This window comes from Stenotrophomonas sp. 78350_Sma (assembly GCF_056482105.1).
The window spans coordinates 644,672-668,394 of record NZ_CM151182.1; the positions used below are offsets into that span (position 1 = coordinate 644,672).

Consider the following 23,723-nt stretch of genomic DNA (forward strand, 5'->3'; position numbering starts at 1 on the left):
GCATGACGCATTTCCTGCCGCGCCGGCTGCCTCGCCCGCGCCTGCACGGCAGGCGCGCGGTGGGCCTGTCGCTGCTGGAAATGCTGCTGGTGATCGCGCTGATCGCGGCGATCGGCCTGATCACCGCCGCGGGTCTGTCGCGCGGCTTTGCCGGCATGCAGCTGCGCAGCGCCGGCAAGGACATCGCCAACCAGCTGCGCATGGTGCGCGCGCAGGCCATCGCCCGCGGTGAACCGCAGCGCTTTGTCATTGAGCCGGCAAAGCGGCGCTGGGAAGGCGCCAACCGGCGCCAGGGTGATGTGCCGGCACAGCTGCAGGTGCAGTTCGAAGGCGCCGCGCAGCTGGCCACCGCGCCAGGGCAGGGCGTGATCGAGTTCCATCCCGACGGCGGCTCCAGCGGCGGCCGCATCCGGCTGCAGCGTGATGATGCCGAATGGCGCATCGACGTGGGCTGGCTGACCGGTGAGGTCCGCTCCGGCCCCTGGCGGGCGCAATGAAGCGGCGCGCCCGCGGCTTCACCCTGCTGGAAGTGATCATCGCCTTCGCCTTGCTGGGCCTGGCGCTGACACTGCTGCTGGGCAGCCTGTCAGGTGGCGCGAAACAGGTCCGCGAAGCCGAGCTGCGCACGCGTGCGGTGCTGCATGCGCAGTCGTTGCTGGCCGAAGCCGGTGTCGCCTCGCCATTGCAGGTCGGCAGCCAGCAGGGCGACTGGGAACAGGGCCGATACCATTGGGAGCTGCAGGTGCAGCCATGGGTGGAGCCGCGTGCCGGCAACGCGGCACAGGTGCAGGCGCAATCGCCGGGGGCTCCCTGGCTGGCCGAGCTGCAGCTGCAGGTGCGCTGGGGTGACAGCGAACGCGAACAACTGCGCTGGCGCAGCCTGCGCCTGCTGCCGCCGGACCTGGAGAGCGCGCGATGAAGCGACGCGCCGCAGGCTTTACCCTGGTGGAAGTGATGCTGGCCACGGTGCTGTTGGCCGGTGGCCTGGCGTTGGCGTTCGCCAGCGTGCGCTCGGCGATGGCGGTCAGCCAGCGTGGCGAGCAGATTGCCACCGAGAGTGAGCGCATGCGTGCGGTCGAAGCCCTGCTGCGGCGACAACTGGCCGGTGCGCTGCGCACGCCGCTGGAAGTACCCGATCCCACCCGCGAACCGATCTTCTTCCAGGGCGAAGAGCAGCGCATGCTGTTCGCCGCCGATCTGCCGGGCTACCTCGGCCGTGGCGGAGCCTACCTGCACGCGCTGCAGGTGGACGGACGCGATGGCCAGCAGCGCCTGCTGCTGGACCTGGTGCTGCTGCAGGAAGGTGAGCGCATCGCCGAGAACCCGCCGCGCCCGCCGGAAGTGCTGGTGGAGAACCTGAAGTCGGTACAGCTGCGCTATCGCGGCATCGATGCCAGTACCGGCCAGATGAGCGACTGGATGCCGCGCTGGGACGATACCCGTCGCCTGCCGATGCTGGTGGAGATCCAGATCGTGCCTGCCAAGGGTGCCCCCTGGCCTGCACTGGTGGTCGCTCCACGCGCCGGCGGCAGTGGAGGTGCGCGATGAGCCGGGTGCGAGGGGCAGCGCTGGTACTGGTGCTGTGGCTGATCGCCCTGATGACGGCGCTGGTGGGGGCGTTCGCGTTGAGCGCGCGGGTCGAGCATCTGCAGCAGCGGGTGCTGGGTGATGATGCGCGTGGCCAGGAGCGTGCACGAGCGGGACTGGAGTACGCGTTGACGCGCCTGTCCGCCGATCCGCAGCGGGCGCCCTGGCGCGCCGACGGCCGTGTCTACCGCTGGCAGTTCGATGACGCCAGCATCGAGATCAAGGTGCTGGACGAGAACGGCAAGATCAACCTGAACCTGGCCGACGTGGCCCTGCTGAGCGCCTTCCTCAAGGCACTGGGTGAAGACGAAACCCAGGCCCGCCAGCTGGCCGGCGCGATCGTCGACTGGCGTGACGAGGACAGCCTGCTGCAGCCCGGCGGTGGTGCCGAAGCGCCCGACTATGCCGCAGCAGGCCTGCCCTATGGCCCCCGCAACAAGCGTTTCGAGACGCTGGGCGAGCTGCAGCGGGTACTCGGCATGCGCGGGCCGCTGTACCAGGCCATGCTGCCGCACCTGACCCTGTACAGCCGCCAGGCGCGACCGGATCCGCAGTTCGCCAGCGCACCGGTGCTGACCGCACTGGGCATGGATGCGGACACCGTGCTGGCGCAGCGCGCCCAGCAGGAGCGTGATGCAGATGCCGCTGGCGGTACGACAACGCTTGCCAGCAGCAGTGGCACCTATAGTATCGAGTCTCGTGCAACGGACGGCAGTGGACGCCGGTCGGTAGTGCAGGCAGTGGTACGCAATGGCTCGGGCGGGGTTCCCGGGCGGTCCTACACAGTGCTTCGCTGGGAGCAGGGAATGACAGCAAGATGACGGCTTGGCAGGACAGTGTGCGGCAGGTGCAGGGCCGGATCGGCCCCGGTGCCGGCCGTTTCCTGCGCTGGTGGCGGCAATCGCTGCTGGCGTGGGTGCCGGCCCGTTGGCAGTGGGCGCTGGGCTGGGCGCAGGCCCGCCTGCTGCTGCAGCGCGAAGGCGACCACCTTCAGGTCTGGCGTGAGGCGGGGGAGCGCCGCGAACCGGTGGTACGGCTGCCGTGGCCGCTGTCCCCGGCCGAACTGGATCGCGTGCTGGAAGCCCGCCTGCGCAGCTTGCCGCGGGTGTGGCTGCTGCCTGCCGGCGATGTGCTGCGCCGGCAGCTGCGCCTGCCAGCGGCGGCGGCTGACCGCCTGCGTGCGGTGGTCGGTTTCGAGATCGACCGGCAGACGCCGTTCGAATCCAGCCAGGTCAGCTATGACGTGCGCGAACGTGGTGCGGCGGGCGAGGGCCAGCTGCAGGTCGAACTGGTGGCCTGGCCGTTGCGGCAGCTTGAGGCCTGGCGCAGCACTGTGGGCCAATGGGCCGATGCACTGTCCGGTGTCGATGCCATTGATGCGCAGGGCAACATCCTGCAGGTGAACCTGCTGCCGCCCGTGCAGCGTCAGCTGCAGGCCGACCCGATGCGGCGCTGGAACCTCCTGCTGGCGGTGGCCGCGGTGGTGATGCTGGTTCTGGCTGGCCTGCAGCTGCTCGACAACCGCCGCGCGGCAGCGGATGAACTGCGTGCCCAGGTGGAGCGCAGCGCGCGCAGTGCGCGTGGCGTGGCCAGCGAACGTGCCCAGCTGCAGGCGCTCATCGACGGTGCTGCGTTCCTGGAAAAGCAGCGCGGCCAGCGCGCGGGTACGGTGGAGATCTGGAACGAACTGACCCGGCGCCTGCCGGAGGGAACGTACCTGGAAAAACTGGCCATCGAGAACAACAACCTGCAGCTGATCGGGCTCAGCCGCGAGGCATCGCAGCTGGTGCAGCTGCTGCAGGATGCGCCACAGTGGCGCAAAGTGAATCTGACCGGCGTGCTGCAGGCCGATGGTGCCGCCAGCGGCCGCGATCGCTTCACCATGACCGCTGAACTGCAGCCGTTGCCGGCGGCAGCCCCGAACCGGGAGGCGGCCGATGCCGATGCCAAGCGCACGCCGTGACCGCTGGCTGGCGCTGGCACTGCTGCTGGCAGTGCTGGGCCTGGCCTATCTGCTGTTGGTGCACCCGTGGTTCACCCAGCCGCTGCGCGAGATCGATGCCGATGTTGCGACGCTGCGTGAGCGCGAATCGCGCGTGCAGGCACAGTTGCAGCAGAAGCCGCAGATCGAGCAGCGCCTGCGAGCCACCCGCGAAGCCCTGCAGCAACGGCCGGGCTTCCTGCGTGAGGGCACAGCCGAGGCCGCCGCCGCCGCACTGGGCGCGAAGCTGCAGGATGCAGTGGCGATGGCCAGCCCGGGCAACCGCAGCTGCACCATCAGCAACCGCACGCCGCTCACCGACAACCGCCGGGACGCCGAGTTCGTGCGCGTGGCCATGCAGGTGCGCCTGCGCTGTGGCGTGGCCGAGCTGGCCACGGTGCTGCACAGCCTGGAAACCGGCAGCCCGCGCTTGTTCGTCGACAACCTCAACCTGATCGCGCAGCGCTTCCAGCAATCGCCGAATGAATCCGGGCTTGGTCTGGATGTGTCGTTCGAGCTGGCCGGCTACCTGCTGCCGGGCGCTGCTGCCGATGGCAGTGCCCCGACACCTGCCGCCGAACCGGTGTCCGCGCCGCAGTCGCCTTCAGCTGCGCCAGCCCCCGCACCGGCTGCGCCGGTCGAGGGACAGGAGGTGGCCGATGAAACTTGAGCAGATCAGCCTGCGTACCGGTTTCCTGCTGGCCCTGGCCGGTTGGGCCGCGGCGGTCTGGTTGGCCACCGGTTTTGGCCTGGGCAGCCAGCTACCCGGTGCCGACGGTGATGCCGATGCGGCGCCTTCGCTGCCGGTGCTGCCGCCGTTGGCCGCAGAACGCATGCCCAGCGCCGACAGCTACAGCGTGATCGGCGAGCGACCGCTGTTCGCCGAGGACCGCAGGCCGAAGCCCTACCTGCTCGGTGGCAGCGAGCCTGCCGCCAGCGCCGCGCTGCGCTTGACCGGCGTACTGCTGACCGGCGACTTCGGCATGGCTACCTTCACCACCGAACAGAATCGTTCGCTGCGCCTGCGCCTCAATGGCGAAGCGGTGGACGGCTGGCAACTGGTGGGGCTGGCGCCGCGCCAGGCCACGGTGATCGGCCCAAGTGGCAGCCAGGTGCTGGAACTGGCCGTGTTCAACGGCCAGGGTGGCGAGCCACCCACCGTACTGCGGGGTGCCAATGGCGCGCCACCGGCGGGCGCGGTCGTTGTGCCGCCGCCGGCGGGCGCAGCGCCGATGCCACCCCCACCTCCGGCTGCTGCAACCGCAACCGCGCAGCCGCAGCCCGCCAGCAGCGTGCCATCAGCCGCCGCCGCGGCACCTCCTGCCAACAACAACGGCCCCAGCGAAGCGCAGATGCAGGCCATCCGCGAACGCATCCAGGCCCGTCGCCGCCAGCTGCAGCAACAACAGCAGCAACAACCGTCGCCGCCCCCGGGCGATGGCACCAACCGATAGAGTGAATGCATGAGCCTGCGTTTTCTTCCCTGGTCCTTTGCCCTCGCGCTGCTGGTCGGCTGCAGCACCGTGTCCGCGCCGCATGTGCAACGCAAGGGCAACCTGTCGCCCACTGCCGAGGCCGGCCAGGCAGCCGAGGTCGCTGCCGATGCCGCCCGTGACGCCCAGGGGGCTCCGCAGGCCGTGATCCGCCGCGGTACCGGCACCATGATCAACCGCGAAGCCGCACGCGCGCCGGCACCGGCGCTGCATGGCGCCAGCACCGGCGAGGCGACCTTCAACTTCGAAGGCGAGTCCGTGCATGCGGTGGTCAAGGCCATCCTTGGTGACATGCTGGGCCAGAACTACGTGATCGCACCGGGCGTGCAGGGCACGGTCACCCTGGCCACGCCCAAGCCGGTGTCGCCGGCACAGGCGTTGAACCTGCTGGAAATGGTGCTGGGCTGGAACAACGCCCGCATGGTCTACAGCGGTGGCCGCTACAACATCGTCGCCGCCGACCAGGCCCTGGCCGGCACCGTCGCGCCGAGTACCGCACCGGCGGCCAGCGCACGTGGTTTCGAAGTGCGGGTGATCCCGCTGCAGTTCATCTCCGCCACGGAGATGAAGAAGGTGCTGGAGCCGTATGCGCGGCCCAACGCCATCGTCAACGTCGACAGCGGCCGCAATGTGATCACCCTCGGGGGCACCCGCGCCGAGCTGGAAAACTACATGCGCACCGTCGAGATCTTCGATGTCGACTGGCTGTCGGGCATGTCGGTGGGCGTGTTCCCGATCCAGTCGGGCAAGGCCGAGCAGGTCGCTGCCGATCTGGAGAAGGTGTTCGGCGAGGAGAGCAAGACCCCCAGCGCCGGCATGTTCCGTTTCCTGCCGCTGGAAAACGCCAACGCGGTGCTGGTGATCACCCCGCAGGTGCGTTACCTGGACCAGATCCAGCAATGGCTGGACCGCATCGATACCGCCGGTGGCAGCGCCCGCCTGTTCTCCTACGAGCTGCGTTACATCAAGGCGCGCGACCTGGCCGAGCGCCTCAGTGAAGCATTCGCCAGCAGCGGCAATCGTGGCGGTTCCAGCCCCGCATCGCTGGCACCGGGCGCGATTCCATCGCAGCTGGGCAGCGACGGCGAGCGCGGCATGGACAGCAACAACAGCAGCAGCTTCGGTTCGACCCCGGGCAGCAGCTCCGGCAGCGGCAACAGCGGAAGCATGAACCTGCCGCAGCGTCAGTCCGGCAACGTCAGCGTCAGCCTGGAAGTGGAGGGCGATCGCGTGGGCGTGTCGGCGGTGGAGGAAACCAACACCCTGCTGGTGCGCTCGACCCCGCAGGCCTGGCGCTCGATCCGGGAAGTGATCGAGAAGCTGGATGTGATGCCGTTGCAGGTGCACATTGAAGCGCAGGTGGCCGAAGTCGCGCTGACCGGAGACCTGAAGTACGGCGTCAACTGGTTCTTCGACAATGCTGTGCTCGGGCAGAAGCTGACCGGCGCCCTGGGCGGCGTGACCCTGCCTGCCGCCGCTGGCGGTTCCTGGAGCAGCTTCGCCGGTGCCGTAACCGGTGGCGAAGGCCTTGGCTGGGCGTTCACCGGGCACAACGGCGCGGCGGTGGTGAGTGCGCTGGACAAGGTCACAGACGTACGCCTGCTGCAGACGCCTTCGGTATTCGTGCGCAACAACGCCGAGGCCACGCTCAACGTGGGTGACAAGGTGCCGATCAACACCACCACGGTGAACACCGGCATTGGCACCAGCAGCTACAGCTCGGTGCAGTACATCGACACTGGCGTGATCCTGAAGGTGCGCCCGCGCGTGACCCGCGATGGCACGGTGTTCCTGGATATCGTGCAGGAAGTGAGCAGTGCCTCGGACGTTCCGGAGAACTGCAACCCGACCGAGCGCAACTGCAACCCGCGCATCTCCACCAAGAAGCTGTCGACCGAAGCGGCGGTGCAGAGCGGCGACACCATCATGCTGGCCGGCCTGATCACCGATTCGGCGACCGATGGCAGCAGCGGCATTCCCGGCCTGAGCCGGATTCCGGTGGTGGGCGCCCTGTTCGGGCAGAAGACGCGCACCAGCCGTCGTTCGGAAGTGATCGTGCTGCTGACCCCGAGCATCGTGCGCAACGGCCAGGAAGCACGCACGCTGACCGACGAGTACAGCCAGCGCTTCCGAGCGATGGAACCGCTGAACCAGCCGCGCGCAAAGAAGTAAGGGGTTTACGGCCGGGCTGCGCCCGGCACCCGCAGAGGCCAGAGCCAGAGCCGGAGCAACAGCAACAGCAACAGCAACAGCGGGTCTTCTGAGGGATGGCGGGGCACTGTGGGTTTGCGGGGACGCCGTAAACCCATCCATGGGGGCTTGGTCGCCGCATCCATGCGGCTCACACCCCGCAAACCCACAGTGCCCCGCCTTCGACAGTTTCCTGCGGCTGTTGGTAGGTGTCGACCTTGGTCGACACGGTAGATCCACGCCATGCGTGGATGCTTTTCGATTCCAATTCGAAATATTCGATTCCAATGGAGATTCATCCACGCATGGCGTGGATCTACCGCAGCTCGCAGAAATCTGTCGAAGGCGGGGTGGGTCCGGTTGCGGGGGTGTCAGCCGCATGGATGCGGCTGCCAAGCCCCCAAGGACGGGTTTACGGCGTCCCCCGCAACCGGACCCACCCCGCCAACCCCAGGAACCCAGCTTCTGCTTCGGCTGTTGCTGTTGCTCCGGCCCTGGCCTGAAGCGGGTGCCGGGTGCAACCCGGCCGATACCCTCCCAGTGCTAGGCTGTGACCACCGACAACCACGGAGGCGGGATGGGGGCGATCGTGTTGTTGCCGCTGTGCGTGGACGATGCTGCGCTCGATCGCTGCCTGGCCGCACTGGATGCCGGCACCGCGCCGGGCACCGCGGTCTGGCTGGCCGACGACGCACAGACCGGTCCGCGTGCGCAGGCGGTGGTCGAACACTGGCTGGCGCATACGCCACTGCAGGCCGAGTACACCCGCCGCGCGCGGCCGTTGGGCGAGGTGGCCCACCTGGACGAGATGCTGCGCGCCTGCGACGGCCTGGACGTGGCCGTGCTGGCGCCGGACAGCGTGCCGGCACCCGGTTGGCTGCAGCAGCTGCAGGACGCCTTCGCCCGCGATGCCGCCATCGCGACCGCAACCCCGTGGTGCAATGCCGGCGAAACCGCTGCGTGGCCACGGCTGGGCGAGATCAATCCGGAACCGGACGATGCGGCGCTGCTGGCACAGACCTGCGCCGCTTTGCCGGCGCTGCACCCGGAGCTGCCATCGGCGGTCACCCATGCGGTGCTGGTGCGTGGCAACGCGCGCCGTCGCGCCGGTGGCCTGGACGTGGACAGCTACGCCGGCTGGAACGCGGCCCTGGTCGACCTCAGCCTGCGCATGGCTGGTCTGGGCTGGCGCAACGTGCTGTGCGAGACCGCCTTCGTCAGCCGGGCGGGCGAAGCGGTCAGCCGCGATGGCGACCTCGAGGCGCTGGCTGCGCGCTGGCCTGGCTGGGTGCCGCGCCTGGCCGATTTCCTGATGCACGATCCATTGCACGGTCTGCGCGCCGATCTGCAGCAGCGCATGCGGCAGGCGATAATGCCGAAGGAACAGGGCGACCTGTTCGTTCCTTCCGCGCCGGAGCCACCCGCTTGAATGTTGCCATCGCCGCCATCGTCGTCACCTACCAGAGTGGCAGCACCATCGATGCCTGCCTCTCGCGCCTGCGCCAGGCGCAGGACGTGGCCGAGATCCGGGTGATCGACAACGGCTCGCTGGATGGCACGCTGGACATCGTGCAACGGCATGCCAGCCACGATCCCCGTGTGCGTTTTGTCGGCAATCCTGACAATCCCGGCTTTGCCGCTGCCAACAACCAGGGGGTGGCCGATTCGCACAGCCCGTGGCTGGCCTTCATCAACCCGGACCTGATGGTCGAGCCCGATACCCTGGTCGAGCTGCGTAGCCGTGCCGAAGGGTTGGGTGATTGCCTGCTGGGTGTCGAGCAGTTGGACGAGCATGGCCATGCCGACGAGGCGGTGCGCCGTCGTGATCCGGATTTCCTGTTGATGCTGCGTTCGCCCGGCAAAGGCTCGAAGCTGGCGGTCCCGCGCGACCCTCAGCAGTCGCTGCAGCGGGTGCCGGCACTGTCCGGTGCGCTGCTGATGATGCCGCGTGCGCTGTTCGACCGCATCGGTGGCTGGGACGCTGGCTATCGCCTGCACGCCGAAGACCTGGACCTGTGCCGGCGCGCACGTGAGGCTGGCGCGGTGGTGGCGATCGCCAACGACCTGCAGGTCACCCATGTGCGCGGCGTCTCCAGCCGCTCACGACCGTTCTTCGTTGAATGGCACAAGCACAAGGGCCTGTGGCGCTATTTCCAGAAGTTCGAAGCGAAGCAGCGTTCGCTGCCGGTGCGGGTGGCGGTATGGGGCGCGATCTGGGCCCATGCGCTGATGCTGGTGCCGCGCCTGCTGCGACGGTCGCTGTAGCGCCGGGTCCACGCTCGGCTTTACCGTTCGGGCCACCCATCCACGCATGGCGTGGATCGACTGGCGGCGCCCCGGTTCACCTCTCCGGGCGCATAATCCGCCCCATGCCTATCATCCAGTCCCTGCTCGACACCGACCTGTACAAGTTCACCATGATGCAGGCGGTGCTGCACCAGCACCCCGGCGCCCAGGTGCAGTACCGGTTCAAGTGCCGCACCCCCGGCATCGACCTGGCCCGCTACATCGACCAGATCGACGAAGAGATCGACCATCTGTGCAGCCTGCGTTTCAGCAGCGCGGAACTGGACTACATGCGTGGGCTGCGCTTCGTGAAGCCCGACTTCGCCGATTTCCTCGGCCTGTTCCACCTGGACCGCAAGTACATCCAGCTGCGTGCGTCGAAAACCGTGCCCGGCGAGATCGAACTGGACATCACCGGTCCCTGGCTGCACACCATCCTGTTCGAAGTGCCGCTGCTGGCGATCATCAACGAAGTCTGGTTCCGCAACACCACCACGCCTGACTTCGCCGAAGGCGAGCGCCGCCTGCAGGCCAAGGCCGCGCTGCTGCGCGATACACCCGGTTTCGAACAGTGCCGCATCGCCGACTACGGCAGCCGCCGCCGCTACTCGCGCGACTGGCATGCGCGCCTGCTGCCGCTGCTGCGCGATGCGCTGGGCCCGCAGCTGGTGGGAACCAGCAACGTGCACTTCGCGCGCCTGTACGGCATGACCCCGCACGGCACGATGGCGCATGAGTACCTGCAGGCGTTCCAGGCACTGGGCCCGCGACTGCGCGATTCGCAGGTGGCGGCACTGGAATCGTGGGCGCGCGAGTACCGCGGCGACCTGGGTATCGCGCTGTCCGACGTGGTCGGCCTGGACGCGTTCCTGCGCGATTTCGACATGTACTTCTGCAAGCTGTTCGACGGCGTCCGGCATGACTCCGGCGATCCGTTCGACTGGGGCGACCGCATGCTGGCGCACTTCCAGCAGCGTCGGGTCGACCCGCGCAGCAAGGTGCTGGTCTTCAGCGACGGCCTGGACATCGCCAAGGTCATGCGCCTGTACGACTACTTCCGTGGTCGCTGCCAGGTCGCGTTCGGCGTCGGCACCCACCTGACCAATGATCTGGGTCCGACGCCGCTCAACATCGTCATCAAGATGGTCCGCTGCAACGGCCAGCCGGTGGCCAAGCTCAGCGATTCGCCGGGCAAGAGCATGTGCGACGACCCTGGTTACCTGGCCTACCTGCGCCAGGTCTTCGAGCTGCCGCAGCCGGCATAACCCGCCGGCCTTCAGTGCTGCTTACAGGTAGTCGACCACGACCAGGTAGGCGCCCTGCAACGGCTGCTGCTTCGAGGCCTGCACGCTGTAGCGCTCGGAGAAGGCGATATCGCCGGCGCGCATCGCGCTGGCCGACACCGACAGCTTCTGCCCCTGGCGCTTGCCATCGCGCAGCGTTGCGGCCTGGCCATCGGCCAGCGCCGTCACAGCCACCGTCGAGCCCTTGGCCGACGGCGGGCAGGCCGCCAGGCTCAGCTCGCCCTGGGACAGGTTGGTCGTGCAGCCCGGTTCGACGATGCGGCCGCTGAAGCGGATGCTGCCGCTGCTGGCCTGGGCCACGGCACTGAGGGACATCAGGGCCACGCACAGCAGAAGGGAGGTTCTCATGACACGTTCTCTGGTTCGGTGTGTCCTAGTTAGCGACAGCTTCGACCAGCCTTTAATAGGACGATTCCGAATCTGCTAGGCCCATCACCAAGAAAGAGTGATGCGCATCAAAGAAGCCAATTTCGACCTGAAAAAGGCCTGTTTCCGTGCATGCCGAAAGCGCCACCCGAAGCGTCATCCAAGGTCGTTTCCGACCTGATCCGGCGACCGTCAAATTCCCGCACCTGCAAGGCCAACATTTCGCGTAACACGTCACATTTGCTGCGTCAATGAATTGGCGTTCAGAAAAATAATGAGACTTTCATCACAGTTGTGCCTATACTTGCGTCACGGATTCAGGGGAACGTATGTCCGAATCCGGCCACAGGTGAGACGCAAGGATGGGTCTTGTTCGCCCGGCAGTGCTCCTTGCTTCCTCCTCTACTTCCATCTCTTCAGTAGGGTTAGGTAAAAGCGAATGCACAAGATCAACCTCATTGCCGCTCTGATGCTGGCCGCCGCTCCGCTGGCCGCCAACGCCGCCGACGGCACCATCACCTTCAACGGCAAGGTGACCGACAAGACCTGCACCATCTCGACCCCGGGCGGCAAGGACTTCGCCGTCAACCTGCCGACCGTGTCCAAGAACACCCTGGCCGCCGCCGGTAACGTTGCCGGTCGTACCCCGTTCGCCATCAACCTGACCAAGTGCAGCGCCGGCAACGTCGCGACCTACTTCGAGCCGGGTTCGACCGTTGACTTCAACACCGGCCGCCTGCTGAACCAGGCTTCGGCCAACGCTGCCACCAACGTGCAGCTGCAGCTGCTGGGCTCGAACAACCAGGTCCTGCCGATCAAGGCTGCAGGCGCTGGCCAGGCCCAGACCAACTCGCAGTGGGTCACCGTCGGCACCGACGGCTCGGCCGACCTGAACTACTACGCTGAGTACTACGCCACTGCCGCCGCCACCCCGGGCGACGTCACCAGCAGCGTCAAGTACACGATCATCTACAACTGATCGTAGCCGTACCCGCACTGGCCGGCGTACGCGCCGGCCAGTGCCTCGCGGCCTTTGGCCCCATACCTCGAGCGTAGTACTTCCGATGAAAGCACTCTTTCCCCGGGCGCTGCTGCTGGCAGCGTTCACGCTGCCCTTCTGCCAGGACGCACTGGCCGGCGTGGTGGTCAATGGCACGCGGGTGATCTATCCGGCGCAGGCGCGCGAAGTCACCGTGCAGGTCGACAACGTGGGCGATTCACCGGCGCTGGTGCAGGCCTGGATCGACAGCGGCGACGCCAACCAGACCGCCGATACCAGCGATGCCCCGTTCGTGCTGACGCCGCCGATCGCGCGTGTCGAGCCGGGCCGCAGCCAGGCGCTGCGACTGATCTTCTCCGGCGCGCAGCTGCCGACCGACCGTGAGTCGGTGTTCTGGCTCAACGTGCTGGATGTTCCGCCGTCCCCGGACAACGCCGACAGCGGCGAACAGAATTACCTGCAGGTCGCGTTCCGTTCGCGCCTGAAGCTTTTCTACCGGCCGCAGGGCCTGAAGGGCGTCGCCAACGACGCGCCGGCAGCGCTGCGCTGGACCCGTACGGGCGACCGTCTGCGGGTGGAAAACCCGAGCCCCTTCCACGTCACTCTGGCCGAAGTACATGCCGTGACCGGCAGCAGTGAAAAGGCCGTCGAGGACAAGGGCGCGATGGTCGCGCCGAAGCAGAGCCTGGAGTTCGCCGCACCGGCGGGCACCGACCAGGTCCGCTTCATCACCATCAACGACTACGGCGGCCGGGTGGAACACACCATCCGCCTCGGCAGCACCGGGGGCTGAACGCGCCGCGCTGGCCCCTGGCCTGCGCATCCCGCCACCGCCGCTGTGCGGCGAATTGAAGGAATGTCAGTGTGATCGGAAACAGATTGACATTGTCGATCCATCAGGCGCTTTGCCTGCTGGTTGCTGGCGTGGCCTGCCCAGGATGGGCGCTGGCTGCCCCGGCCAATCTCGGCGAACAGGCGCTGATGGCGCAGAGTGGTGCGGCCAACGCGCGTGCACCGGAATCGGCCCAGTTCAACTCCAGCTTCCTGTCCGGCCAGGCCAAGCAGGTCGACCTGGCGGCCTTCAGCAACGGCAATCCGATGGTGGCCGGCAACTACCGTGTCGACGTGTACGTCAACGGTGCCTGGCAGGGCCGCCGCGACCTGCAGTTCAAGGCCGATGCGCAGGGCCGTGTCGACGCCTGCCTGCCGCTGCCGATGCTGGAAGAAATGGGCGTGGACAGCGAGGCCGTGCTGCTGCAGCAGGATCCGTCCGTGCCTGCCGACAAGACCAGCTGCGTGCCGGTCCAGCAGCGCATGGCCAATGCCTATGGCGTCTATGACAGCGGCAACCTGCGCTACGACCTCAGCATCCCGCAGGTGTTCCTGCGCCGCGAGGCGCGTGGCTACGTCAACCCGGCACTGTGGGACCGTGGCATCAATGCCGGCTTCGTCGGCTACAGCTTCAATGCCATCGACAGCGACAGCCGTGTCGAAGGCGGCCAGCGCAACCGCAGCGCCTACCTGGGCCTCAACGCCGGCCTCAACCTGGGCGGCTGGCAGTTCCGCCACGACTCGAACCTGACCTGGTCCGAGGGTGACGGCCGCCATTGGCAAAGCATCGCGACCTACGCCCAGCGCGGCATCCCGCAGGTGCGTGGCATGCTCACCATCGGTGAGGCCTACACCACCGGCGAGCTGTTCGATTCGATCGGTTACCGCGGTGCCAGCCTGGCCAGCGACGACCGCATGCTGCCCGATTCGCTGCGCGGTTACGCGCCGGTCGTGCGCGGTATCGCCGAGACCAACGCGCGCATCGAAGTGCGCCAGAACCAGCAGCTGATCTACTCCTCCACCGTATCGCCGGGCAGCTTCGTCATCGACGACCTGTACCCGACCGGCTACGGCGGCGACCTGGAAGTGAGCGTGATCGAGGCCGATGGCCGCCGCCGCGAATTCAAGGTGCCGTTCGGTTCGGTGCCGCAGATGCTGCGCGAAGGCGTGTCGCGTTACTCGCTGACGGCCGGCCAGGTGCGCAACAAGCTGCTGGCCGATGAGCCGTGGCTGGTGCAGGGCACCTACCAGCGCGGCATCGGCAACCAGCTGACCCTGTACGGCGGCAGCGCACTGAGCGATGGCTACCTGTCGCTGCTGTACGGCGTCGGCCTGTCCACGCCGGTTGGCGCGTTCGCCGCCGACGTCACCCACGCCCGTACGACGTTCGACCACTACGGCAACCACACCGGTGCCAGTGTGCGCCTGAGCTACAGCAACATGATCGGCGAGACCGGGACCAACCTGACCCTGGCCGCCTACCGCTATTCGACCGAAGGCTTCTACAGCCTGCAGGACGCGCTGTACGGTCGTGATTCGGACAAGCGTGGCATCGATCCGACCACCCGCGGCCGCCAGCGCAGCCAGTTCCAGGTGACGCTGAACCAGCCGCTGGGTCGTCGTGGCGGCGCGCTGTACCTGACCGGTTCGGTGCGTGACTTCTACGATCGCCCCGGCACCTCCAAGCAGTACCAGGTCGGCTACAACAACGCCTGGCGCTCGGTGAACTATGGCTTCTCCGCGCTGCGCACCGAAGAGGGCGTGCTGGGCCGTTCCGACACCCAGTACCTGCTGTCGATGAGCGTGCCGCTGGGCCGTGGCACCCACCCGGTGTCGTTCAGCGCCGATCTCGGCGTGCGCGACCGCGGTGGCTACGACAACAGCCGCGTCGGCATCACCGGTTCGGCCGGCGTCGACAACAACTTCAGCTATGGCGCAGCCCTGTCCGACTCGCGCGAGGGTGGCACCACCGCGGTCGGCAACGTCGAGTACCGCAGCCGCTACTCCGCGTTGAACGCCACCTACAGCCATTCGCGTGATTTCCGCCAGGCCTCGGTCGGTGCCAACGGCAGCGTGGTCGTGCATCCGGGCGGCTTCACTTTCACCCCGCAGCGCGGCGACACGATGGTGCTGGTGGAAGCGCCGGGCGCACGCGATGCCATCGTCAGCAACGCCCCGGGCCTGCGCGTGGACGGCCGCGGCTACGCCGTGGTTCCGTATGTCTCGCCGTACCGCCTCAACACCGTCACCCTCGACCCGCAGGGCATGGCCCACGACGTCGAACTGGAGAGCACCAGCCAGGCGATCGCGCCGTTCGCCGGTGCCATCAGCTACCTGCGCTTCGATACCCGCAAGGGCAACGCGCTGCTGATCCAGGTGCGCAACACCGATGGCCGCACCATGCCGTTCGGTGCGCAGGTCAAGGATGAGCAGGGCCAGCCGGTGGGCATGGTCAGCCAGGGCGGCCGCCTGTACGTGCGCAGTGAAAAGAATCAGGGCCGCCTGCTGGTGGAGTGGGGCGCCGGCGCCGACCAGCGCTGCACCGTCGATTACCAGGTTCCGGCGGGCGCTGATGCGTCCAAGACCGGCTTCATCCCGCTGGAGGCAGCATGCCGATGATCTCTTCCCGTGGCCGCAAGGCGCTGAGTGCCCTTGCATTGCTGGGCGGCGTGCTGCTGGCTCAGCAGGCCAGCGCCGCGTGCCGTATCCAGATCAATGGATTTGTTGCGCAGGACGTGCAGATGGACATGGGTCAGATCGTCATTCTGCCCAGCACACCGGTCGGCGGCGTGATCAAGGAAATCAGCGTGCCGATCAACCAGCAGAACAGCGTCGCCCGCTGCGACTACTGGTATGGCGGCAGCTCGACCGGCGAGTATGTCAATGCGCCGCAGAAGCGGCCGGTGGCCGGCTTTGCCAACGTCTACGAGACCGGTGTTTCTGGCGTGGGTATCCGACTGTTCCGCGACTCCGGCTCGATCCAGACCTACTACCCGCATTCCATCAACTTCGGCGCCAACTCCACCATCTCGCTGATCGGTGGCCAGTTCCGCATCCAGCTGATCAAGACCGCCGCGCAGACCGGTTCGGGCGTGATCGCACCCAATGGCCGCTTCACCACCTATTACTTCGACGGGGATGGCCCCAGCCGCCCGGTACTGACCTCGACCTTCAGGGGCTCGGGCACCACCGTGGTCAGCCCGACCTGTGAAGTGCAGGCCGGCAGCCGCAACATCGCGGTCGATTTCGGCAGCGTGGCCAATACGACCTTTACCGGTGTTGGTTCCAAGGCCGTCGACCGTGACTTCGAGATCCGCCTGAACTGCCAGGGCAGCAATGTGGCCGCATACCAGAGCAAGATCGGCATCCGCCTGGATGCCGACCAGGACAGTTCGAACATGCCCGGCGTGCTGAAGCTGAGCGCAGCCACCAACAGCGCCACCCGCATCGGCATCCAGATGGTCCAGCGCGACGGCAGCACCGAACGCGAAGTGCGCTTCGGCCAGACCATCAGTGTCGGCACCACCACCACCGGTACCAGTGTCATGAGCCTGCCGCTGCGGGCCCGCTACGTGCAGACCCAGGCCGGTACCGTCGGTGCGGGCACCGCCAACGGGCAGGCGACGTTCACGATCCAGTACGAGTAGTACGCGCTTTCCATTGCTGAGTTTCGAGCCTCACGTCGCCCGTTCTGCGGGCGGCGTTGACTGCGTCTTGATCCCGCAAACGTGAAGATCGGGGCTATCATTGCCGTACAGAAACATGAATGTGATGTACGTCATGGAAATGACCTCCTTTTCACCGCAATGCCTCCACTGCCGGGCTTCCCGCCCGGATGAGGGGCAATGAAAGGATCCGGCGTGCCAGCGACCCACCTTGCCATTGCCGGATTGCCCGCCGAGTTCGTCGAGATGCGCAGCGGAGGCCTGTACTGGGTGGTGGCTGCCGGCAGCGCGCCGACGGACCTGCTTGGTGCCGGCGTGCTGGCCACGGCCGACGCACTGGACGAGGCCGTGCTGGTCACGCTGGGGCGGGGGGCCGAAGCGATGCTGGCGCTGCTGCCTGCCGACCAGGGACCGTCCCGCCTGCGCCTGTTCCAGCGCTCGCACCACGGCATGCAGCAGGCGTTGCGCGGGCTGATCGGCGATCTGCCGCGCACCGCCTCGGCGCGTACCCGGCTCAGCCTGGTGCAGTTCCCGGTGGCGGCGCTGGACGGCTGGGATGATGCCCGCCTGGCGCGCTGGTGCCAGCAGCTGCAGGAATGGGCCGTGCAGGCGCAGCAGGTGCTGCTGTTGCTGTGCCATGGCGAAGTGGCGACGCTTGCGCCACGTCTGCTGGCGTTGAACCGCAGCTGCGCCGGCGTGGCCCAGCTGCATCCGCATCGCGGCGCCCTGCAGCTGCTGCTGCATTACTGGTCCAACAGTCATGGTGTGGTGGCCCAGCGAGCGTTCGGCGTCGAGCAGGAAAGCCGAGGGCTGCGCCATCTGGCCGAGGCCGATGCCGCCGGGACGGCGATCGGTTCGGCCAGCGGCAGTGACCGCGATGTCTACCTGGCCCAGACCGAAGTACTGGAAGGTGCGCCGCCACTATCGGCGGCCTGGCGCCTGTATGACGGCTGGGGTGGATTGCTGCCCGCCGCGCTGCAGGCGCGCGAGGCCACCGTGGTGCTGGCCATCGACGAGAATGCCCAGGTGGATGCACTGGCCCGCCTGCTGCACCGCCTGCGCCGCGAACGTGGCAACGCATTGAAACTGGTGGTGCGCGAGCTGCAGCCCTGCCTGCGCTATGCCGATGAGCGCCTGCTGATGCAGTGCGGCTGCAGCCTGGTGGTGCCCGCCGACACCCCGTTGCCGCGTCTGTTGACCCTGCTGGAAACCGTGCAGCGTCAGCGTTGGCAGGGGCAGCTGGCTGAAGATCCAGAGCCGCTGATCCGTGCGCATCGACCGCCTTCGGTGAGTGGCCTGGTCAACGCCGCACGATTCCGTCAGGTCGCAGGTGAACGCATCGATCAGGATGGCAGCGCGGTGGAAAGCGCTGTGCTGGCGCTGCAGCCGGTGGCCGGCCTGCGTGCCGAGCAGACCCTGCAGCAGCTGCGCATCCGCCGCCAGGGCGATCTGGCCTGCGTCTATCGCGGGCAGGTACGGCTGTTCCTGTTTGGCTGCCGGCGTGATGCGGTCGAGCAGGCCCTGGGCAATCTGTTCCGCCTGCCCTGGCGCGAACTGTTCGATGGCTACCAGCGTCTGGCCGAGTACGACATTGCAGCGATGAATGCCCGCAGCAGCGATCCGGAGGCCGAGGTACTGCCTGAAGCCCCTGCGGTCCTGCCGGCCGTGGCCCCGGCGCTCGAGGCGCCGGTTCTCACCGCCCCGAAGCCGCTGCGACTGGGAGATCGCGCATGACTACCGACCAGCAACTCTGGACCCTGATCGTCGCCTGCGCACTGGTGATGATTCCCTTCGGTGCCATGCTCGGTACGCTGTGGCGCGGGCTGCGCCGCCGTGTCGCGCGCTGGCTGCCGCCCCGCCACCTGCGCCGTGCCGGTGTGCGCCAGCGCGCACCGCTGAGGGTGGCATGAGTCCGCAGGCAGTTCCCGCATCTCCCTTTGCCTGGGCCGACCTGCGCGGCTGGAACCTGTATTTCCTGTCCAAGGTGGTACTGGCCTGGATGGGCGCGCTGGATCTGAAGATCCTGCCCAACCTGCTGTTCCTGGGCGCGCTGCTGATTCCACTGCGCTGGCGCTGGGCACGCATCGCGCGCACTGTCGTCGCGGTACCGGTAGGCGTGGCCCTGTACTACCAGGACACCTGGTGGCCGCCGTTCCGGCGCCTGTTGGTGCAGCCTGGCGTGCTGGACTTCTCGGCGGACTACTGGCTTGAGCTGGCCCAGCGCTTCATCAACTGGCAGATGGTGGCGGTGCTGGCGATGCTGGTGCTGGCCTACGTACTGCTGAAGCCGTGGCTGCGCATCACCACCCTGAGCGTGCTGGGCATGCTTGGCCTGGCAGTGATGGCGGTACCGGTGCCGGCGGGCTGGAACTGGGGGCAGGGTACCGCCACCGCGGCTACCGCCAGCGCCGGCGGCACCCCAGGTGGCGGCCTGCCGCCGGCCAACAACGAGACGCTCAATGCATGGCTGGCCAGCTTCTACCAGCAGCAGGCCAGCCTGAAGACCAGTTTCCCGGCACCGGGCAGCGGCGCGCCCTTCGACGTCATCATCCTCAACATCTGCTCGCTGGCATGGAGCGATCTGGATGAAGTGGGGCTGCGCCAGAACAACCTGCTCGATCACATGGACGTGGTGTTCGACGACTTCAACTCGGCGACGGCCTACAGCGGTCCGGCGGCGATCCGCCTGCTGCGCGCCAGCTGTGGCCAGACCTCGCATACCGGGCTGTTCGATCCGGTGCCGGCCGAGTGCCAGCTGTTCTCGAACCTGCAGCATCTGGGCTTCCAGAGCGAGCTGGCGATGAACCATGACGGCCACTTCGACGATTTCATCGGTGAACTGCACCAGTATGGCGGGCTGCAGGCGCAGCCGATGGATATCAGCGCATTTCCGACCGCGCTGGTGGCCTTCGACAAGTCGCCGTTGCGCCGCGATGGCGATGTGCTGATGGCCTGGTGGAAGCAGAGGATGGCCGGTTCCAGCCAGCAGGTGGCGCTGTTCTACAACACGATCTCGCTGCACGATGGCAACCGTATCGTTGGTGCCGATGGCCGCTCCAACGCCGCCGACTACAAGGCACGTGCGGAAATGGTGCTGGGCGACATGGCCGGATTCGTCGACGCGGTGGAAAAGAGTGGCCGCCGCGCGATGATCGTGGTGGTGCCCGAGCATGGCGCGGCCCTGCATGGCGACCGCATGCAGATTCCGGGCATGCGTGAGATCCCCAGCCCGTCGATCACCCACGTGCCGGTGGGCGTGAAGCTGATCGGCATGGGCGCACCGGCGGCCGGCGGCCCGCGTCATGTCCCCGAACCGAGCAGTTACCTGGCGGTGTCCGAGCTGGTGTCGCGCGTGTACGCGTTGAACGCCCAGTCGCCGCCGAGCGAGCGCAACTGGGACAGCCTGCTGAAGGGGCTGCCGCAGACGCCGTCGGTATCGGAGAACGAAGGCGCCAAGGTCATCGAGTACGCCGGCAAGCCCTGGCTGCAGCTGCAGGGCAGCCAGACCTGGAGCCCCTACCCGGAGGAGGCCCGCTGATGCCTGCCGACATTCTTGCCGTGCCGGTCACGCTGTCCGTGGAAGAGGACGACATCGACCTGCTGCGCCGCAGCCTGGACATGCCGGGGCTGCCCTATGTGGACTTCTCGGCCCAGCGGGAACGCGCACGGGCACTGGCGCGCTGGCCGTTGCTGGCCGAGCTGGAGCCGCGCCGATGAACACCTTGCTGTCGCTGCAGGGCATCCATGGCGGAACCGGCGTCACCACGGTGCTGGCCGCGCTGGGCCAGGGCCTGCATGCCCAGGGGCAGCGTGTGCTGCTGGTCGAATGCAGCCCGGACCAGATGCTCGGCCTGCACCTCGGCCTGCCTGTCGACGTGGACACCGGCTGGGCGCGCGCACAGCTGGACGGTACGGACTGGCGTGATGCCGCCTACGCCGTCGCAGCAGGACTCGCGGTGCTGCCTTATGGTCGTGTCGACGCCGAGGCCGCGATGCGCATCGAACAGCAGCTGCAGCAGGCACCGGCCACCTGGGCCGAGCGCATTCCGCTGCTGGAGACCCAGTTCGACTGGATCCTGTTCGACCTGCCGCAGCGCCTGCCGGCGCACGCTGCGGCCGTCAACCAGCACGCGCGCTGCACGCTGCCGCTGCGCCTGGCCTGTGTCGATCCGGTCAGCCATGTGTTCCTGCAACGGCAGCCGGATGACACCCGCCTGCTGCTGGCCAACCGCTACGATCCGGTCATTCCGGTGCAGCGCGACCTGATGCAGCTGTGGCTGCACGCGCACGGCGCGCGGCTGGTGCCGCAGCCGCTGCACGAGGATGCGCGGGTGCCCTCCGCACTGGCCAGCAAGCAGCCACTGGGGCGCTATGCGACCGATTCGCTGGCCGCTGCCGATGTCGATGGCCTGGTGCTGTGGTGCCTGGCCGAGGCCGCACGGCGCCAGGCCGCGATGGGGGCACGCTGATGGGCGCCCGCGTCTACTACCTGGGCTGGGGGCGCCTGCGCGAACGCGTGCATGCGTCCTGGCCGACCCGGTCGCTGCTGTGGTTGCTGCAATGCGTGGGCTGGGCATTCCTGCGCCTGGAAGGGCCAGCGTGGCAGGCACAGGCCCCGCGCCTGCGCAACGCCTTCCCGCAGATCCAGGGCGACCGTCGCTGGCGCCCTGGCGATCCACTGCGGTTGCTGATCCAGGCCATGTGGCTGTCGGTGGTGCGGTTGGTACCGCAGCCTTCGCTGAGGCGGCAACGGTTGGCCCAGGCCCGTCGCGAACGCATTGCCGAACTGCGTGGCGCGGCCGGTCGCGGCCGCCTGCGCTATCTGCGCGCGATGCGCGATGCGCCCAGTGAATTCTGGAACAGCCGTGTGGCGGCCTGGTTCGGCCGCAAGGTGGGCAGCCTGTCGCCACGTTCGCGGCATGTGCTGACCCTGCTGGTCGGGTTGGCCACGCTGGGACTGGCGGCGCTGTGCATCACCCAGCCGTTCACCTATCTCGCGCAGTTCGTGTTCGTCTTGCTGCTGTGGGTCATCGCGCTGCTGGTACGGCGCATGCAGGGGCGCTATGCGACGCTGGTGCTGGTGGTGCTGTCGATCACCGTGTCCTGTCGCTACCTGTGGTGGCGCTATACCGCCACGCTGAACTGGAACAGCACCTTCGACCTGGTCTGTGGCGTGGTGCTGCTGGCGGCGGAAACCTATTCGTGGCTGGTGCTGATGCTGGGCTACGTGCAGGTGGCCTGGCCGCTGCGTCGCCGCCCGGCGCCGCTGCCGGCCGATATCCACCAGTGGCCGACGGTGGATGTGCTGATTCCCACCTACAACGAAGACCTGGCGCTGGTGCGGCACACCGTGTACGCAGCGATGGGCCTGGACTGGCCGGCCGACAAGCTGCGCATCCATATCCTCGATGATGGCAAGCGTGAGGACTTCCGCGAGTTCGCCGAGCGCGCCGGGGTCAACTACATCACCCGCTCGAACAACCATCACGCCAAGGCCGGCAACCTCAACCATGCGTTGACCCTGATCGATGGTGAGCTGGTGGCCATCTTCGACAGCGATCACCTGCCGGTGCGTTCGTTCCTGCAGATCACCTGCGGCTGGTTCCTGCGCGACCCGAAACTGGCACTGGTGCAGACCCCGCACCACTTCTTCTCGGCCGATCCGTTCGAACGCAACCTGCAGGTGTTCCGCAGCGACCCCAACGAAGGCGAGCTGTTCTACGGACTGGTGCAGGACGGCAACGACCTGTGGAACGCGGCGTTCTTCTGCGGCTCCTGCGCAGTACTGCGGCGTAAGGCCATCGATGCCATCGGCGGGTTTGCCACCGAAACCGTCACCGAAGATGCACACACCGCGCTGCGCCTGCATCGCAAGGGCTGGAACTCGGCCTACCTGCGCATTCCGCAGGCGGCCGGCCTGGCCACCGACAGCCTCGGCGCGCACGTCAACCAGCGCATCCGCTGGGCGCGCGGCATGGTGCAGATCTTCCGCATCGACAACCCGCTGCTGGGCAAAGGCCTGAGCCTGTTCCAGCGCTTCTGCTACGCCAACGCGATGCTGCATTTCCTGGCCGGCATTCCACGCCTGGTGTTCCTCACCGCGCCGCTGGCGTTCCTGCTGCTGCACGTCTACATCATCTATGCGCCGGCGCTGGCCATCCTGCTGTTCGTGGTGCCGCACATGGCCCACGCCAGCCTCACCAACGCACGCATCCAGGGCAAGTACCGGCGGCCGTTCTGGGGCGAGGTGTACGAGACGGTGCTGGCCTGGTACATCGCGCGTCCCACCACCGTGGCACTGTTCAGCCCGGGCCGTGGCAAATTCAACGTCACCGACAAGGGCGGCACCCAGGCCGGCGACCGATTCGACTGGCGCGTGGCGCAGCCCTACCTGGTGCTGGCGCTGCTGAACGTGCTTGGCCTGTGCTTTGCCGTGTGGCGCTTCATGCACGGGCCGCTCGATGAACGCGGCACGGTGGTCGTCAGCTCGCTGTGGGTGCTGTACAACCTGCTGATCATCGGCGGTGCGCTGGCGGTGGCCGCAGAAGTACAGCAGGTGCGGCGCACGCATCGCGTCACCACCCACCTGCCGATGGCGCTGCAGGTGCCTGATGGCCGCCGCCTGCGCGGCGTGTTGCAGGACTATTCCAACGATGGCGTAGGCGTTGAACTCGGCGAAGACGCACAGCTGGCCGAGGGCCAGCGCGTGCAGGTGCTGCTGGGGCGGGGCCGCCGCGAATTCGCGTTCCCGGCGCGGGTGCAGCGCACCGTCGGCCAGCGACTGGGCCTGCTGCTGCTGTTCGAGGACGAACGCCAGCGCGTGGAGTTCGCCTAGTGCACGTTTGCCCGCGCCGATGCCTGGCTCGACTGGCACGCCGGTTACCAACCCAAGAGCCTGCCGCGCAGCCTGTGGAGCGTGCTGGTCCTGGGCTGGCGCGGCTATCGGCGGATGGGTGATTTCGCACCGTTCGACCTTGACCGCCCGGCACACTGGAACCGTCGCCTGCTGCGATGGCTGGC

General features: G+C 67.6%; 22 protein-coding genes. 21 read left to right on the forward strand and 1 reads right to left on the reverse strand.

Features of this window, described 5'->3' with window-relative positions:
* The first annotated feature begins 2 nt into the window (after positions 1–2).
* The 11 genes from xpsH to pncB all read left to right on the forward strand — a co-directional run bounded on the left by xpsH (position 3) and on the right by pncB (position 10,802).
* Positions 3–497 carry a type II secretion system protein XpsH gene (gene xpsH / locus ACZK4H_RS02810; protein WP_099553793.1) on the forward strand — a complete coding sequence of 165 codons (495 nt, stop codon included), beginning with the start codon at positions 3–5 and terminating at the stop codon, positions 495–497.
* On the forward strand, positions 494–919 hold the full coding sequence (gene xpsI / locus ACZK4H_RS02815) for a type II secretion system protein XpsI (protein WP_099553791.1): 426 nt from the start codon (positions 494–496) through the stop codon (positions 917–919). Before xpsH ends, xpsI begins: the two co-directional genes overlap by 4 nt.
* Entirely contained in the window at positions 916–1,548 is a 633-nt protein-coding gene (locus tag ACZK4H_RS02820; protein ID WP_099553789.1) for a type II secretion system protein J, read from the forward strand. The genes xpsI and ACZK4H_RS02820 overlap by 4 nt, the downstream gene beginning before the upstream one ends.
* Entirely contained in the window at positions 1,545–2,408 is an 864-nt protein-coding gene (locus ACZK4H_RS02825) for a type II secretion system minor pseudopilin (RefSeq protein ID WP_099553787.1), read from the forward strand. Before ACZK4H_RS02820 ends, ACZK4H_RS02825 begins: the two co-directional genes overlap by 4 nt.
* On the forward strand, positions 2,405–3,550 hold the full coding sequence (locus ACZK4H_RS02830; protein ID WP_099553785.1) for a PilN domain-containing protein: 1,146 nt from the start codon (positions 2,405–2,407) through the stop codon (positions 3,548–3,550). The genes ACZK4H_RS02825 and ACZK4H_RS02830 overlap by 4 nt, the downstream gene beginning before the upstream one ends.
* Positions 3,525–4,238, forward strand: a complete 714-nt coding sequence (gene gspM / locus ACZK4H_RS02835; RefSeq protein WP_099553783.1) for a type II secretion system protein GspM — start codon at positions 3,525–3,527, stop codon at positions 4,236–4,238. The genes ACZK4H_RS02830 and gspM overlap by 26 nt, the downstream gene beginning before the upstream one ends.
* Positions 4,228–5,022: a general secretion pathway protein GspN gene (locus ACZK4H_RS02840; RefSeq protein WP_099603986.1), complete on the forward strand. Its 795-nt coding sequence runs from the start codon at positions 4,228–4,230 to the stop codon at positions 5,020–5,022. The genes gspM and ACZK4H_RS02840 overlap by 11 nt, the downstream gene beginning before the upstream one ends.
* A gap of 9 nt (positions 5,023–5,031) precedes the next feature.
* The gene (gspD, locus tag ACZK4H_RS02845; RefSeq protein WP_099553779.1) at positions 5,032–7,233 is read left to right on the forward strand and encodes a type II secretion system secretin GspD; all 2,202 of its coding nucleotides are present in this window, start codon (positions 5,032–5,034) and stop codon (positions 7,231–7,233) included.
* A 595-nt stretch (positions 7,234–7,828) separates the two neighbouring features.
* On the forward strand, positions 7,829–8,680 hold the full coding sequence (locus tag ACZK4H_RS02850) for a glycosyltransferase family 2 protein (protein WP_099553524.1): 852 nt from the start codon (positions 7,829–7,831) through the stop codon (positions 8,678–8,680).
* The gene (locus tag ACZK4H_RS02855) at positions 8,677–9,516 is read left to right on the forward strand and encodes a glycosyltransferase family 2 protein (protein ID WP_099553526.1); all 840 of its coding nucleotides are present in this window, start codon (positions 8,677–8,679) and stop codon (positions 9,514–9,516) included. Before ACZK4H_RS02850 ends, ACZK4H_RS02855 begins: the two co-directional genes overlap by 4 nt.
* 104 nt (positions 9,517–9,620) lie before the next feature.
* Complete coding sequence (pncB, locus tag ACZK4H_RS02860; protein ID WP_049402409.1) at positions 9,621–10,802, forward strand: nicotinate phosphoribosyltransferase; 1,182 nt, start codon at positions 9,621–9,623, stop codon at positions 10,800–10,802.
* 21 nt (positions 10,803–10,823) lie between these two features.
* On the opposite strand, the gene ACZK4H_RS02865 is transcribed toward pncB, so the two are convergent.
* Entirely contained in the window at positions 10,824–11,189 is a 366-nt protein-coding gene (locus ACZK4H_RS02865; protein WP_099553528.1) for a hypothetical protein, read from the reverse strand.
* Between the two features lie 457 nt (positions 11,190–11,646).
* On the opposite strand from ACZK4H_RS02865, the gene ACZK4H_RS02870 reads away from it, so the two are divergent.
* The 10 genes from ACZK4H_RS02870 (at position 11,647) to bcsA (ending at position 23,538) form a co-directional block, all read left to right on the forward strand.
* The gene (locus ACZK4H_RS02870; RefSeq protein ID WP_099553529.1) at positions 11,647–12,186 is read left to right on the forward strand and encodes a fimbrial protein; all 540 of its coding nucleotides are present in this window, start codon (positions 11,647–11,649) and stop codon (positions 12,184–12,186) included.
* 85 nt (positions 12,187–12,271) lie between these two features.
* Positions 12,272–13,000, forward strand: coding sequence for a fimbrial biogenesis chaperone (locus ACZK4H_RS02875; RefSeq protein ID WP_099553531.1), 729 nt, complete (start codon positions 12,272–12,274; stop codon positions 12,998–13,000).
* Between the two features lie 92 nt (positions 13,001–13,092).
* The gene (locus ACZK4H_RS02880; RefSeq protein WP_099553533.1) at positions 13,093–15,657 is read left to right on the forward strand and encodes a fimbria/pilus outer membrane usher protein; all 2,565 of its coding nucleotides are present in this window, start codon (positions 13,093–13,095) and stop codon (positions 15,655–15,657) included.
* A complete protein-coding gene (locus tag ACZK4H_RS02885) occupies positions 15,648–16,685 on the forward strand; it encodes a fimbrial protein (protein ID WP_099553536.1) in 1,038 nt (345 codons plus the stop codon). The genes ACZK4H_RS02880 and ACZK4H_RS02885 overlap by 10 nt, the downstream gene beginning before the upstream one ends.
* A gap of 198 nt (positions 16,686–16,883) precedes the next feature.
* The gene (locus ACZK4H_RS02890; RefSeq protein ID WP_099553538.1) at positions 16,884–18,437 is read left to right on the forward strand and encodes a BcsE family c-di-GMP-binding protein; all 1,554 of its coding nucleotides are present in this window, start codon (positions 16,884–16,886) and stop codon (positions 18,435–18,437) included.
* Positions 18,434–18,613 carry a cellulose biosynthesis protein BcsF gene (gene bcsF / locus ACZK4H_RS02895; protein WP_099553540.1) on the forward strand — a complete coding sequence of 60 codons (180 nt, stop codon included), beginning with the start codon at positions 18,434–18,436 and terminating at the stop codon, positions 18,611–18,613. Before ACZK4H_RS02890 ends, bcsF begins: the two co-directional genes overlap by 4 nt.
* Positions 18,610–20,241, forward strand: a complete 1,632-nt coding sequence (gene bcsG / locus ACZK4H_RS02900; RefSeq protein ID WP_099553542.1) for a cellulose biosynthesis protein BcsG — start codon at positions 18,610–18,612, stop codon at positions 20,239–20,241. Before bcsF ends, bcsG begins: the two co-directional genes overlap by 4 nt.
* On the forward strand, positions 20,241–20,420 hold the full coding sequence (gene bcsR / locus ACZK4H_RS02905; protein WP_049451376.1) for a cellulose biosynthesis protein BcsR: 180 nt from the start codon (positions 20,241–20,243) through the stop codon (positions 20,418–20,420). Before bcsG ends, bcsR begins: the two co-directional genes overlap by 1 nt.
* Complete coding sequence (gene bcsQ, locus ACZK4H_RS02910; protein ID WP_099553544.1) at positions 20,417–21,172, forward strand: cellulose biosynthesis protein BcsQ; 756 nt, start codon at positions 20,417–20,419, stop codon at positions 21,170–21,172. The genes bcsR and bcsQ overlap by 4 nt, the downstream gene beginning before the upstream one ends.
* Entirely contained in the window at positions 21,172–23,538 is a 2,367-nt protein-coding gene (gene bcsA / locus ACZK4H_RS02915; protein ID WP_478473051.1) for a UDP-forming cellulose synthase catalytic subunit, read from the forward strand. The genes bcsQ and bcsA overlap by 1 nt, the downstream gene beginning before the upstream one ends.
* Positions 23,539–23,723: the final 185 nt, after the last annotated feature.